This is a genomic window from Candidatus Thiosymbion oneisti, assembly GCF_004359955.1.
Classification (GTDB): Bacteria; Pseudomonadota; Gammaproteobacteria; order Chromatiales; family Chromatiaceae; genus Thiosymbion; species Thiosymbion oneisti.
Map to the genome: position 1 here is coordinate 1 of NZ_SMSC01000034.1, position 12,975 is coordinate 12,975.

Annotated in this window: 13 protein-coding genes; 1 reads left to right on the forward strand and 12 read right to left on the reverse strand. The window is 61.3% G+C overall.

All coding sequences use genetic code 11. The features are described from left to right. The 12 genes from E1958_RS16790 to glmS all read right to left on the reverse strand — a co-directional run. Positions 1-223 (reverse strand): hypothetical protein (locus E1958_RS16790; protein WP_133512895.1); only part of this gene is annotated, 223 nt, incomplete at its 3' end. A 74-nt stretch (positions 224-297) separates the two neighbouring features. Next, the gene (locus E1958_RS22145) at positions 298-579 is read right to left on the reverse strand and encodes a PIN domain-containing protein (RefSeq protein ID WP_208108615.1); all 282 of its coding nucleotides are present in this window, start codon (positions 577-579) and stop codon (positions 298-300) included. Between the two features lie 104 nt (positions 580-683). Next, the gene (locus E1958_RS16800) at positions 684-920 is read right to left on the reverse strand and encodes a hypothetical protein (RefSeq protein WP_089727391.1); all 237 of its coding nucleotides are present in this window, start codon (positions 918-920) and stop codon (positions 684-686) included. Positions 921-991: 71 nt separating this feature from the next. After that, positions 992-1,891 (reverse strand): CoB--CoM heterodisulfide reductase iron-sulfur subunit B family protein, encoded by a 900-nt coding sequence (locus E1958_RS16805; protein ID WP_133512896.1) that lies wholly within the window; start codon positions 1,889-1,891, stop codon positions 992-994. A 10-nt stretch (positions 1,892-1,901) separates the two neighbouring features. Continuing rightward, positions 1,902-2,168, reverse strand: coding sequence for a hypothetical protein (locus tag E1958_RS16810; RefSeq protein WP_089727395.1), 267 nt, complete (start codon positions 2,166-2,168; stop codon positions 1,902-1,904). Between the two features lie 13 nt (positions 2,169-2,181). Continuing rightward, positions 2,182-2,787 (reverse strand): 4Fe-4S dicluster domain-containing protein, encoded by a 606-nt coding sequence (locus E1958_RS16815; protein ID WP_133512897.1) that lies wholly within the window; start codon positions 2,785-2,787, stop codon positions 2,182-2,184. A 299-nt stretch (positions 2,788-3,086) separates the two neighbouring features. Next, a complete protein-coding gene (locus tag E1958_RS16820; RefSeq protein ID WP_133512898.1) occupies positions 3,087-5,411 on the reverse strand; it encodes a hydrogenase iron-sulfur subunit in 2,325 nt (774 codons plus the stop codon). A 4-nt stretch (positions 5,412-5,415) separates the two neighbouring features. Further along, positions 5,416-6,711: a CoB--CoM heterodisulfide reductase iron-sulfur subunit A family protein gene (locus tag E1958_RS16825; protein WP_133512899.1), complete on the reverse strand. Its 1,296-nt coding sequence runs from the start codon at positions 6,709-6,711 to the stop codon at positions 5,416-5,418. Between the two features lie 449 nt (positions 6,712-7,160). After that, positions 7,161-7,826 (reverse strand): metal-dependent hydrolase, encoded by a 666-nt coding sequence (locus E1958_RS16830; protein ID WP_089727403.1) that lies wholly within the window; start codon positions 7,824-7,826, stop codon positions 7,161-7,163. Positions 7,827-8,253: 427 nt separating this feature from the next. Then, positions 8,254-9,249, reverse strand: coding sequence for a protease SohB (gene sohB / locus E1958_RS16835; RefSeq protein ID WP_133512900.1), 996 nt, complete (start codon positions 9,247-9,249; stop codon positions 8,254-8,256). 31 nt (positions 9,250-9,280) lie between these two features. Next, on the reverse strand, positions 9,281-10,120 hold the full coding sequence (locus tag E1958_RS16840) for a thymidylate synthase (RefSeq protein WP_133512901.1): 840 nt from the start codon (positions 10,118-10,120) through the stop codon (positions 9,281-9,283). 602 nt (positions 10,121-10,722) lie between these two features. Further along, the gene (gene glmS / locus E1958_RS16845) at positions 10,723-12,555 is read right to left on the reverse strand and encodes a glutamine--fructose-6-phosphate transaminase (isomerizing) (RefSeq protein ID WP_133512902.1); all 1,833 of its coding nucleotides are present in this window, start codon (positions 12,553-12,555) and stop codon (positions 10,723-10,725) included. Between the two features lie 153 nt (positions 12,556-12,708). On the opposite strand from glmS, the gene E1958_RS20505 reads away from it, so the two are divergent. After that, positions 12,709-12,921 carry a hypothetical protein gene (locus tag E1958_RS20505; protein WP_165742023.1) on the forward strand — a complete coding sequence of 71 codons (213 nt, stop codon included), beginning with the start codon at positions 12,709-12,711 and terminating at the stop codon, positions 12,919-12,921. Positions 12,922-12,975: the final 54 nt, after the last annotated feature.

Consider the following 12,975-nt stretch of genomic DNA (forward strand, 5'->3'; position numbering starts at 1 on the left):
AGCGCTCGATGTGTGTCTCTGAAAGCGCGGTTGAAATCCAGCTTCTCGTGGCTTTCATGTGCTCCGGAAAGTCCGCGGATTCGACTTCACTGTCCCCGACGATGGCCCAGATCCAGACCGCCGGATCGCCATCCAGGTCTTCATTGAACTCAAAGTGGAAATTCTTGACGAATTCGGGTTGGTTCTTGAGTAGCTGGGATTTGAGTCGCTCTATGTCTGTCATGATGGCAAGCTCAGTAGTTAGATGCCAGTACGAAAAAAGCCCGCTCGTGGTTTGTTCCCCGACCGCGAGGAGCGTTATTGGTACATTTTCAACGTCAAATCGTCGATGAAAACGAAGTCTCGACGGTTCTTGGTCGCGAGAGGAATGCGAAGACCAATTGCTGTCGCTGCGATCAGGCAATCAGCAATCATTAAGCCATGACTAAGACGATATTCCCGAAACAAAGTCATGGCGATGTTGCTGATCGCGCCATCGATATCGATGCGGAGGTAGCGTTGAGTAAAGGCTTCGGTGGAGGCGAGCTCACGCTTGCTGCAACAGCCGGCGTACAGCTCCAGTACGGTTACCAGGCTGATGCCGGGTGTTCCCTAACGCTCAAGGTCGTCCAAGAATCTTATGGCCGGATCGAGATTTCGGGAAACATCGATCAGGATATCGGTATCGACCAGGACATGGGGAGTCATTGATGCCATTCGTTACCGCGCAGTGCGCGAACCCACGCAGTACTGTCCGCTAGGTCTTCTCGATCCGCCCACATACCGATAAAGGGTTCATCCCGAAGGGCCAATCGGCGTCTTTCGCCCACGGTAACGCTCGTGGGCGGGCGACTACTCAGAAACTCGATGAAGTCCAGCACCGTGGCCTGTTTCTCTTCCGAGAGGGCGCTCAATTTTTCAACGGCAGTATGGAGATTCATGGCAGGCTCACTTAAGTACAAAAAAGGCCCGCTGTGCGGGCCTTTTAGTTTAGCAAAACCTGCTGTCGACGTTACTTCGCCACCAACTCATCCAACTTCTTAGCCCGGATGATCTGCCCGTCGAGCGCCGCGTCTTTGGCGGTGCGGCCATAGGCGACGGCCATGAGGTTCGAGTAATAGACCACCGGCATGTTGAACTTGGTGCCATAGGTGGCGTTGATGTCGGGCTGGTAGACCTCCACGTTCATCTGGCACACGGGACAGGGGGTGGCGATCATGTCGGCGCCGTGGTCATAGGCCGCCTCGATGATGCCCTTGACCATCTCCTGGGATTTCTCGGGCTCGGAGAAGGCGAGCGCACCGCCGCAGCACTGGACCTTCTTTTCGTAGCCGGGGATGGATTCCCCGCCCAGGGTGTCGATCATCTTGTCCAGATAGACGGGGTTCTCGAAGGATTCACCGACGATGCCGAAGGGGCGGTTGGTCTGACAGCCCACATAGCTGGCGATTTTGATGCCTTCCAGGGGTTTTTTGACCTTGGCGCCCATTTCCTCATAGCCGATGTTTTCGATCAGGACCTCGACCATGTGTTTGATGGGGGTCTGGTTCTTGAGCTCGAGATCGGCCTCGGCCAGGGCCTGGTTGGCTTCGGCCATCAGGGTCTTGTCTTCTTCCAGCCGCTCGGCGGCCTCACGGGTGGAGAGCCAGCAGGCGGCGCAGGTGGCCACCAGGTCTTGCCCCGCATGGTGCTTCTCGGACAGGGCGATGTTGCGTGCCGAGAGGGTGAGGCGGGGCAGCTCGCCACCACCGGCGTAGCCGATGGAGGCGGCGCAGCAGTTCCAGTCCGGGATTTCGTTGAGCTGGATGTCCAGCTCTTCGCACATGGTCTGTACGGAGGTCATGAGGTTGGAGGAGGAGGCGCCCTTCTGGGAGGAGCACCCCGGATAGAAAGCGTATTCGCGTTTCGCCATGGCTGGGGTCCTATGGGAGTTTGAGCAAGATCGCAATCAACGCGGAGAACAGGGCGACGGCCAGACCGACTATCCACTTGATGATCTTACCTTCGAGGGCGACGAGCCTAGCATCTATGCGCGTCTCCAGATTGATCAGGTCCTGCTTGGTGGCCAGCTCCTCGAGCCGTGCTTCTTCTACCTGACGCAGGGCCTTGGACAGTACATGGGCCTGGTCCTCGGTGAAGGAGGACTTGAGCTCGTCGAACAATTCGAGTGTATCAAGTGCGCGTGCCATGTCGGGTTGGCTATCAGCCGCCGGGTTGCGCGATGCGGGCGTCTTCCAGCTCGGCGGCCTTCTTGATCGCTTGCTGGAATCCGCTCAGGTCTTCGACCGTGTGACCGCCCATGATTTCCTTGGGGTTCATGCGCTTGGCTTTGAGCATGTTCATGCCGAGCTTCTGGTTTTTCATGGCGACCTTGATGCCTTCGCCGAAGCCGTTCATGAAGTAGAGGCTCAGGCCCAGCTTGAACTCGTTGACCCGCCCCTTGGTCATGAGGTTGTCCCAGAACTTCTGGGCGAACTTGGCGGTGGGCTGATTGGCGGGCACTAGACCTTGGCGTTTGGCGTAGTGGGCTAGGCCGTGCATGATGTGGGTGATAGGAAGCTCCCGCGGACAGCGCACGATGCAGTTGTAGCAGGAGGTGCACATCCACATGGAATCCGATCCCAGGACTTGGTCGCGCTTGCCGGCGCGGATCATCATGAAGAGCTCTTGGGGTGGGTGGTCCCAGAACTTTCCCAACGGGCAGGAGCCGGAGCACACGCCACACTGCATGCACATCTTCACCCACTCACCTTCCTCGACGTTCGCCTCGACTTCCTTGAGGAAGTTGTTGCGATAGTTTTCGGTCATCGCCTCATCTCCGTAAAAATTTTGAACCGCAAAGGCGCGAAGGTGTTCATTGATCGGGTCTAACTAGTACACCTGCGCGTAATTAACGACAACAGGGAAGGACTTCCTGCTTTTGATCCCCTCTCCCCAACCCCTCTCCCGGCGGGAGAGGGGCTTTTGCGACATCCTCACAGGGAGAGGGGGACAGCTCGGGGCGTGTCCAGCACACTGCCACCGGCGATGCTTCCACTTAAACCTTAACCGCTACCTCCATTTTCGACCCCGATGCGTTCTTTGCGCCTAGGCGGTTCCAATTCAATTCAGAACTTGAACGGGCTCATGCCGATCTTCTCCACGGTCTCGGCCATGTCGTTGATCAGCTGGGGCGCACGCTTGGTGTCGGTGATGGCGACCTCGTAGACGGCGACCCGCTCGGGCTCCAGGTTCAGGGACTGGAGGGTGTCGCCGACCTTGCTCAAACGCTCGGCGGCGATGGCCGATCCGCGCACGAAGTGGCATTGGTAGTCGTCGTCGCGGCGGCAGCCCATGAGCACGATGCCGTCGTAACCGCTGTTGAGGGCGTCCGTGATCCAGGATAGGCTCACCGAGCCCAGGCAACGGACCGGAATGACGCGCGCCCAAGGGCTGAGTTCCAGTTCCGCTCCCGAGTTGGCGGCCTGGGCGGCCATGTCCAGGGCCGGGTAGGCGTCGTTTTCGCAGGCCAGGGCCAGGATGCGGGGTTTCTCCTCGAACTCGTCGGGGATCTCCACGTTCTTCAGCTGTTGGCCCACGGTGTCGATGGAGTAGTTCTCGAAGGAGATCACGCGCACCGGACAGGCGCCCATGCAGGTCCCGCACCGCCGGCAGCGGGACTCGTTGAACAGGGGGTATTTCTCTTCGTCCTCGTTGATGGCGCCGAAGGGGCATTCCACCGTGCAGCGCTTGCACTGGGTGCAGCCTTCCTTGCGGAAGCTCGGGTAGCTGAGATCACCGACCCGCGGATGAACGGCGCGGCCCTGGCCGGCGTTTTCGACCGCCTGGATGGCCTTCATGGTGGCACCGGCGGCGTCCTCCACGGCTTGCTTCATGTCCATAGGACGGCGCACGGGACCGGCGGCATAGATGCCGGTGCGACGGGTCTCATAGGGGAAGCAGATGAAGTGGGAGTCGACGAAGCCGTGCTTGAGCTGGGGCAGGTCGGTGCCCTGGCGGTAGTCTAGGTTGAGGATGGATGGCGGGGCGTTTTCCAACAGCGCCTGGGCCTTGGCCTTTTCCTCCTCGTCCTCGACCTCTTCGACCGCCAGCTGGGCGTAGGGGTCCGGGCCCACGTTCGGCACCTGGCCGGTGGCCAGGACGACCAGGTCGCAGTCCAGCTCCGTATCCTCATCCAGGATCAGGTCCTTGAACTTGACCTTGAGCTCACCGTTGGCGGTGACTTCCGTCGCCTGGCCCTTGGAGAAGGTGACCATGGCCTGTTGTGCCGCGCGGTAGAAGTCTTCTCCGGCGGCTCCGGGGGTGCGCAGGTCGTCGAACAGGATGGTGGCATCGCAATCCGCGTTCTGCGCCTTGAAGTACATGGCCTGCTTGATGGACTCGGTGCAGCAGAAGCCGGAGCAGTAGGGCAGATGGCCTTCCTTATCCGAACGCTGCCCGGCACACTGGATGAAGGCGACGGACTGGATCTCCTTACCGTCAGAGGGGCGCTTGATGGGGCCGCCGGCGGCCTCTTTGGCCAGCTTCTCCAGCTCAAAGCCGGTGACCACGTCCGGGGTCTTGCCATAGGCGAATTCGGGCAGCCGGTTGGCGTCAAAGGGTTTGTAATCGCTGGCCTGGATGATGGCGCCCACGTTCTCGGTGCCCACATTCTCAGTAGTAGCGCCGCCGGACTCGGTGCTGATGTCTACCGAGAAGCGTCCCGGTGCCCCGGAGGTCTTGGCGATCTTGGCGTTGAAATGGACGCTGATCTTGTCGTTGGCCTCGACCTCGGCGGCCAGGGCCTCGATGCCGGGGTCTTCCGGCTGGGGCAGATCCAGGTCGCGGCCATGGGGGACGTCCTTGGCCGCGGCGCGGAAGGGCACCCGCTTGTAGAGATCCGTCCAGACCCCACCCAGCTTGGCCTCTTCCACCACCAGCTGCACTGGATAACCCGCCTTGGCCACCTCGACGGCCGCGGTCATGCCGGTGACACCGCCGCCTACGACCAGCAGGGTCTTGTTGAGCGCCTGCTCGCCGGAGGGAGCGGGCGGGTTCATGTACTTGACCTCGGCGCAGGCCATGCGGATGTAATCGTCCGCCATCTCCTGCGTGGTCTCCTGGTTGTCGTCGTGCTCCTCACTGGTTTGGGGCCGCAGCCAGATGACGCCCTCGCGCAGGTCGGCGCGGGATAAAGCGACCTCGGGGAAGTTGAAGGCCTCCACCTTGGCGCGGCGCGAGCAGGCGGCAATCATCAGGTGGGTGATGCCCTGGTTGGCGATGTCGTCGCGGATCATCCGGACCGCTTCTTTGCTGCACAGCATCTGGTGCTGTTTGACCTCGGCCAGCTTGCCGTCCTGCTTGGCGGTGGTCTCGAGCTGACCCGCGTCCAGGCGCTCGCCGATGCCGCAGCCGGTGCAGATGTAGCCGGCGAATTTCTTCTCGTCTGCCATGTTCTTAGCCCTCCACTCCGGCGGCGCCGTTGATGGTCTGGATGGCGCGCAGCGCCGCTCCGGTGGCGTGCTGGACGGCACGGTTCACGTCGAGGGCATCGGATGCACAGCCGGCGGCGAAGACCCCTCCATGATCGTTCGCACCTTGGGGTCCGGCCTCGATAAAGCCCTCACGGTTGATCCGGATGTCCACCGGGAAATCGTCCTGGTCCACGGACGGCTCCATGCCGATAGCCAGGACCACCAGGTCATGCGTGTCCTCGAAGCGTTTGTAGCCTTCGGTGTCCACGCCGTGGACCACCGGGTTGCCGTCCTTGTCCGCCACCACGGCGGCGGGCTTGGATTTGATGAACTTGACCTGCTCGATCCCTTTGACCTTCTGGTAAAAATCCTCGAAACGGTCGATGGCGCGGATATCGATGTAGTAGACGCTGATGTCGGCGTCCTCGCCGTAGGCATCGCTCACATAGGTGCACTGCTTGAGGGAGGCCATGCAGCAGATGCGTGAGCAGTGCAGCAAATAGTTGCGGTCACGGGAGCCGGCGCACTGGATGAAGGCGACCTGCTTGGCTTCCTTGCCGTCGGAGGGACGCACCAATTTGCCGCCGGAGGGACCGGACGGGTCGGCCATGCGCTCGAATTCGACCGAGGTGACGACGTTGGCGATGCGATCATAACCGTAGGGCTGGATCTTAGCTGCATCGTAGGGGCGCCATCCCGTGGCCCAGATCACCGCGCCGCAGGGGAAATCGAGGGTTTCCTCGGTCATGCCCAGGTCGACGGCGTCGTACTTGCAGGCGTCCTTCGCCTTTTGGGCGTCGTCGGTGCCGATGATGGCCGGGTCCAGCACATAGCGCTGGGGATGGGCCATGCGGTAGGGGAGATAGGCCCCCTTGCGCTTGCCGAGCCCGTAGTTGTACTCGTCGTCGAACTCGGCCGCGACGGCCTTTTCACACTCACCGCAGGCGGTGCAGTTTTCGTTGACATAACGCGGGGAGAGCTTGACGGATGCGGTGTAGTTTCCCTTCTCCCCCTTGATATCCGTCACCTCCGCCATGGTGAGCACCCGCAGGTTGGGATTCATCTTGGCACGGCGCTGGTTGATCTCCAGACCACAGGTAGGGAAGCACAGCTTGGGGAAGTATTTGTAGAGCTGGGAGACGCGCCCACCCAGGTAGGGACGCTTCTCAACCAGCACCACCTGTTTCCCGGTTTCGGCGGCCTCCAGCGCTGCGGTCATGCCGCTGATGCCACCACCGACTACCAGGATGGTCTCGTTGGTTGCGACGACTTCCGTCATGGACTTTCCTCCATCTTCGCGGAATGGTTCTGGCGAAAAAACCAGCGTGATTTCCGATGGGAGCGGGCTGGGTTGTTCGGTGAAGCGGGGCGTAAGCACACACCTATATCAGAATTCGTTAAGATACCTATCTTCCCCCTTCGCTGCCATAGCTCGGACGGGCTGGAGGCCGTGTATTTTTAGATGAGATGATGTACGTCAGGTTGCACCCTGGCGGAGTCCTAGCCGGGTGAATGCGTGTACATCGCTTCTGAAACCAAGGCCTTGGCGGATCGCTTTTCCTTAGAAGCTGTCTGGTTAAAAGCAATCCTGAATGATTTGGTGTTGTCTGGAGGGAAAAGATCCCTCCTGCGTCGGGACAGGGTTTGATGTGTTGCGTTCGACGCCCAAAGGCTCGCTGATCGTCTGCCAGGTCAGTGCCGGCGTCTTAGCGCTGTCGGGTCCGGCGATCAACCCAGAGGCAATGTCCTGATGGCTTCAATAACCGGCGCAACGGTCGGGGCCAGGTAGACAAGCGCGAGTGTGCCTAGGAACATGGCCATGGATGCGATGGGCGAGGCGATGCTGAAGGGCTTGAGGGCCGTGCCGAAGGAACGCTTCATGCGGTGATTGAGCAGATCCACGCCGGCAATCTCATCGAGGCACAAATGGGTCAGGTACCCAAGTGCTACGAAGCTCCCCGCCAACCAGGAGTCCCAGGCCGAGACCCCAACCAGATGGTAGGCGATGTCGGCCGTCGCCGAGGTAACGAAGGCCACGGCGAGCCAGGAGTGCCACACCCCCCGGTGCACGGTAAAACGGCAAAAAATCTCGAACAGACCGAAACGCACCAGGAGGAACACCGCGCCCCAAAGCAACATGCGCTCGACGGGCGCAATGCCGTCCACCAGTGAAAAGGTGACGAGAAACGCCGCCGTGACCCCGAGCAGGATGAACATCATACGGAGCGGGGTCGAGTTGTCCGCATCGATGTCCGGCAGCAGTCCACCGACCACCCCCAGCATGAACAGCACGGGGATTTGGCCGGGACCCGCCCATCCGAGGCTATCCACTCCCAGCCCGGCGGCGGCGCTCACCACTACGCCGCCATAGAGATGTCCACGAAAGCTCGCCATCGACAACCCGTCCGTGCTTGACCGACCTGCTTGGTATCTACCCGCGGCAAGTAGACGCTAACAATCCTGAATGATTTAGCGCTGTTTGGGGGACCGGGCGTGTTGCGTTGCGACGCTCAAAGGCTCGCTGATCGCCTGCCAGGTCGGTGCCAGCGTCTTAACGCAACCTACACCCACATTATCCCCCGCACGGTCTGCCCGCGCGGAACCTTGCTTGTAGGTTGTGTCAGCCGCACGGGGAAACGCCTGGGGGAGCACGGCGTCGAGCGCGGCGTAACGCAACACGACGCTGCTGATGACGGCAAACCGATTCCGACCGATTTGCGTTCATTCGCGTTCATTTGCGGCAGAAAAAGCATTCCCGACGGAAGAACCGGATCGATGTGATCGGTACTTGGGCACTGCTGTACTTAGGGTCTGTTGACATTCAACGTCCGAACCAGGCCCTCGGCACACTGCCCTGCACGGCCGCCAGCAATCGCTCCAGCGGCCGTTTGTGGGCCGTATAGGCGACCAGATAGAGATCCGCCTCGGCGCCCGCCTCCAGCAGGTAATCGTCACTCGTCTTGATCGCATCCACCAGGCCCAGGTCCAGGGCCTGGATGCCCTGCCAATATTCGCCGGTGGCCACCTGGCCCAGATCGACGTCCTGCCGATACTCCCGGATAAAATCCTTGAACAATCGATGGGTGTCCTCGAGCTGCTCGCGCACCTTTTCCCGATCCGCGTCCGTGTTCTCGCCGAACAGGGTCAGGGTCCGCTTGTACTCGCCGGCCGCGTGCAGCTCGAAATCCACGCCGCGGCGCTCCAGCAGACGGTGGAAGTTGGGAAGCTGCATCACCACGCCGATGGAGCCCACCGCGGCGAAGGGCGCTGCGATGATGTGGTCGGCCACACAGGCCATCAGATAACCGCCACTGGCGGCCACCTTGTCCACCGCCACCGTCAGGCGGACCTTGCTGCCGCGCACGCGCGCCAATTGGGAGGCTGCCAACCCATGCTCGGCCAGGACCCCGCCGGCGTTTTCGAGCCGCACCAGAAGCTCATCGCCCTCTCCCGCCTCCATCAGCACACAGGTAATGAGCTCCCGTAGGGAGGCGACCTCGGTGGCCTTGATATCGCCATGAAAATCGATCACAAAGATCCGCCGGCGTTTCCCCTCGGCCGCCTGGTCACGCCGCTTGCGCGCCTTGCGCTCCTCTTTCAGCGCCTTGAGAGCCGCCTTTTTGGGTAACGAGGCCTGCTTCAGGACCCGCGCCATGTCCCGGTACTTACCATTGAGGTCGGTCACCTCGAGCCGGTCCCCGTCCGCGTGGAACCTGCCGCGGGCGCGCATCAGGGCCATCAGCAGGGCGCCGATCAGCAGGACGAGGGTCAGGGTTTTGGCGAGGAAGAGTCCATAGTCGACCAAGGCTTGGATCACGGGTGGGACCTCCGGCAGGATAGTTGAGTGCTCATACGGCGATGGGGGCGCGGATCATTGGATGGGGATCGTAACCCTCGAACCGGAAATCCTCCAACTCATAGTCGAACAGGGATTTCGGGAGCCGACGGATCGACAAGTGCGGCAAGGGGCGCGGCTTACGCCGTAGCTGCTCGTAGACGATGTCCCGGGTGAGGTGATTGCGGTAGAGGTGCAGATCGCCGAAGCTGTGCACGAAATCCCCCACCTCCAGGCCGCACTGGTGCGCGATCATGTGGGTAAGCAGGGAATAGCTGGCGATATTGAAGGGGACGCCCAGAAACAGATCGGCGCTGCGTTGATAGAGCTGGCAAGAGAGCCGCCCGTCCTGCACATAGAACTGAAACAGGCAGTGACAGGGGGCCAGGGCCATACGGCCACGGGCGACGTTCGCTTGGGGCGATAGGCCGTCCAGTGGGAGCTCGGCCGGGTTCCAGGCGGATACCAACAGGCGGCGCGAATCGGGATTGGTTCGGATACCGGCGACCACCTGGGAAATCTGGTCGATGGTGGCGCCGTCGAGACCGGCCCAGCTCCGCCACTGGCGGCCATAGATAGGTCCGAGCGCCCCGTCCGCGTCCGCCCATTCGTCCCAGATACTCACCCCCCTCGCCTGCAGCCAGCGATTATCCGTGGACCCGGCGAGGAACCACAAGAGCTCGTAGATGACACTGCGCAGATGGATCTTCTTGGTCGTGACCAGGGGAAAACCCCGGGCGAGATCGAACCGCACCTGACGCCCGAATACCGACCGTGTGCCGACCCCGGTACGGTCCGATTTGTCGGCGCCGTTGTCGATGACGTCGCGGAGCAAGTCGAGATATTGCTGCATGGGATGGCTATTGTCACGGATCGAAGGACCTAAATGCTACCATCCTAATCTGTTCGGCGTTATTTGGCGTTGCCTGAGCAGGCGTCGTGTTGGGTTACGGCGCGTTCAGGACGACAGCGTACCCGACTGAACACCGAATGTTGGGCTACACTCAAAGCGGGGTCTGCGCGGGCCGGCTACGCGGGGGGTAATGTGGGTGTAGGTTGTGTATGTCAGGTCCCGTGTGATTATATACCTAGAAGGAGCTATCCTCTGTTGCAAGCGAGAGCGGTTTTACGCCTGTTCCCCCAAACGTTTTCGCGCGCGGCTAACGCAACCTACGCGCCAAGCGAGGGCCGCGCGGGGATAGGTTGCATTAAGACGCCGCCACCGGTGCCACAGGAGATCAGCGGGCCTTTAAACGTCGGGTAGTGGTTAATGCCTAAGTTGTAACATGACCAATGGCAGTGGCCGCTATGCCCCCTCTCCCGCCGGGAGAGGGTTGGGGAGAGGGGATCAAAAAGATGAATCGCTCTACTTTAACACTTATGAATTTACCACTACCAAACGTCGTAACGCAACACGCCCGGTCCCCCAAACCGCGCCAAATCATTCAGGACTGCTTATTCGACGGTCACGGATTTGGCCAGATTCCGGGGCTGGTCCACGTCGGTGCCCTTGAGCACGGCCACGTGGTAAGCCAGGAGCTGAAGCGGGATGGTGAAGAGTAAGGGAGCGATGAGGGCCTCTGCCTGGGGGAGCTTGATGACGGTCATGCCCCGCCCTGCGGTCATGGTGACGCGGTCGTCGGCGAACACAAAGAGCTCGCCGCCGCGGGCCCGGACCTCCTCGAGGTTGGACTTGAGTTTTTCGAGCAGCTTGTCGTTGGGTGCTACGGCAACCACAGGCATATCCTCGTCGATAAGGGCCAGGGGGCCATGCTTGAGCTCACCGGCGGGATAGGCCTCGGCGTGGATATAGGAAATCTCCTTGAGCTTCAGCGCCCCTTCCAGGGCGATGGGATACTGGTCGCCGCGCCCCAGAAAGAGGGTATGATGCTTCTCCGCGAAACGCTCGCTGAGCGTCTTGATGGTCCCGTCCAAGGCCAACACCGCCTCGATCTTTCCCGGCAGGGCCCGCAGTAGCGCCACGCACTGGGTCTCGAGCTCCCGGTCCAGGCCATGGCAGCGTCCGATGGCGGTCGTCAGCAGCAGCAGAACGGCAAGCTGGGTGGTGAAGGCCTTGGTGGAGGCCACGCCGATCTCGGGTCCGGCCTGGGTCAGGAACACCAGGTCGGACTCGCGCACCAAGGAGCTCTCCGGGACATTGCAGATGGCCAGGGTCGTGGCATAACCGAGCTGCTTGGCCATACGCAAGGCCGCCAAGGTGTCGGCGGTCTCGCCGGACTGGGAGATGGTGACGAAGAGCGCATCGGCAGGCACCACCTGTTTGCGGTAGCGGTACTCGCTGGCTACCTCGACGCTACAGGGCAAGCCGGTGAGCGACTCGATCCAGTAACGCGCCACCAGGGCGGCATGGAAGCTGGTGCCGCAAGCGACGATGGTGACCGCCTTGAGCCCCGCGAAGATCCGTTCGGCCTGGTTGCCGAACGCCTGCGGCAAGGCCCGGGTGCGGGAGATCTTTCCCTGCAAGGTATCCCCGATAGCGCGGGGCTGCTCGAAGATCTCCTTGAGCATATAGTGCCGGTACCGACCCCGGTCCACGGTGTTCGCGTGGAGGCCGGAGGTCTTGATCGGGCGCTCCACGGGCTCGCCTGCGGCGTTCCAGATGCGGACCGAATCGCGGGTGATCTCGGCGAGGTCGCCGTCCTCCAGAAAGATGAAGCGCTGCGTAACCGCCAACAGGGCGAAGACATCCGAAGCGATGAAGTTCTCCCCGAAACCCACCCCGATGACCAGGGGGCTGCCGTATCTGGCGGCGACCAGCCGGTCCGGGTCGCGGGTATCGAGCACGCCCAAGGCATAGGCCCCTTCGAGCAGCCGGATGGTGTCGCGTACCGCCTCCAACAGCCCCTGGCCTGCCTCGAGCCGATCGTATAGGGCATGGACGATGACCTCGGTATCGGTGCCGGACGTGAAGGCATGACCAGCAGCCGCCTGCTCTTCGCGCAACGCCTGGTGGTTTTCGATGATCCCGTTATGGACGACGGCGCACCGGTCGCGGCACACGTGGGGATGGGCATTGCGCTCGGAAGGTTCGCCATGGGTCGCCCAGCGCGTGTGGGCGATACCTAGCCTGCCGGGGAGAGGATCGCGTGTCATATCTTCGGCGAGGCGCTGCACCTTCCCCAGCGCACGCACCCGTCTCAGCTCACCCGGTGCCGCGAGCACCGCCATACCGGCTGAATCATAGCCGCGGTATTCGAGGCGCCGCAGCCCCTCCAAAAAGATGGCCGCGACCTCGCGCTGAGAGATACCGCCGACAATACCGCACATAACCAGCCCATATACCTTTACCGGGGCAACCGACGACGCCTCGGTTATTCCTAAGAAAATCGAAAGTCATGCCCCCTTGGTTCCCTCGCCCCCAAGGGAGGGCATCGCAAAAGCCCCTCTCCCGCCGGGAGAGGAGTTGGGGAGAGGGGGTCAATGGCTTTAGTTTCGATCACGAGAGCCCAACTCGAGCTTCGCGGCGAAACCCCAATCGGACAGGATTTACAGGATTACACAGGATTGACAAAATTCTTGTCGTTCCTGAATTTCCTACGCCCGATCATGCGCTTATCAAACCAGCAAGCGCTCTTCACAACAAAAAATCCGGTTAATCTTGAAAATCCTGTTAATCCTGTACGATTTGGTTAGCGATCCTAACATGCTGTTACCCTGAAAGTCGCCGCAACCACCCTCCCAAGGCGG

What these genes read in the sequence shown, in the direction of transcription:
- E1958_RS20505 (WP_165742023.1), top strand. Translation starts at nt 12,709, where the DNA reads ATGGCTTTAGTTTCGATCACGAGAGCCCAACTCGAGCTTCGCGGCGAA.
- E1958_RS16820 (WP_133512898.1), bottom strand. Translation starts at nt 5,411, where the DNA reads ATGGCAGACGAGAAGAAATTCGCCGGCTACATCTGCACCGGCTGCGGC.
- E1958_RS16810 (WP_089727395.1), bottom strand. Translation starts at nt 2,168, where the DNA reads ATGGCACGCGCACTTGATACACTCGAATTGTTCGACGAGCTCAAGTCC.
- E1958_RS16830 (WP_089727403.1), bottom strand. Translation starts at nt 7,826, where the DNA reads ATGGCGAGCTTTCGTGGACATCTCTATGGCGGCGTAGTGGTGAGCGCC.
- glmS (WP_133512902.1), bottom strand. Translation starts at nt 12,555, where the DNA reads ATGTGCGGTATTGTCGGCGGTATCTCTCAGCGCGAGGTCGCGGCCATC.
- E1958_RS16815 (WP_133512897.1), bottom strand. Translation starts at nt 2,787, where the DNA reads ATGACCGAAAACTATCGCAACAACTTCCTCAAGGAAGTCGAGGCGAAC.
- E1958_RS16800 (WP_089727391.1), bottom strand. Translation starts at nt 920, where the DNA reads ATGAATCTCCATACTGCCGTTGAAAAATTGAGCGCCCTCTCGGAAGAG.
- E1958_RS16840 (WP_133512901.1), bottom strand. Translation starts at nt 10,120, where the DNA reads ATGCAGCAATATCTCGACTTGCTCCGCGACGTCATCGACAACGGCGCC.
- E1958_RS16805 (WP_133512896.1), bottom strand. Translation starts at nt 1,891, where the DNA reads ATGGCGAAACGCGAATACGCTTTCTATCCGGGGTGCTCCTCCCAGAAG.
- E1958_RS16825 (WP_133512899.1), bottom strand. Translation starts at nt 6,711, where the DNA reads ATGACGGAAGTCGTCGCAACCAACGAGACCATCCTGGTAGTCGGTGGT.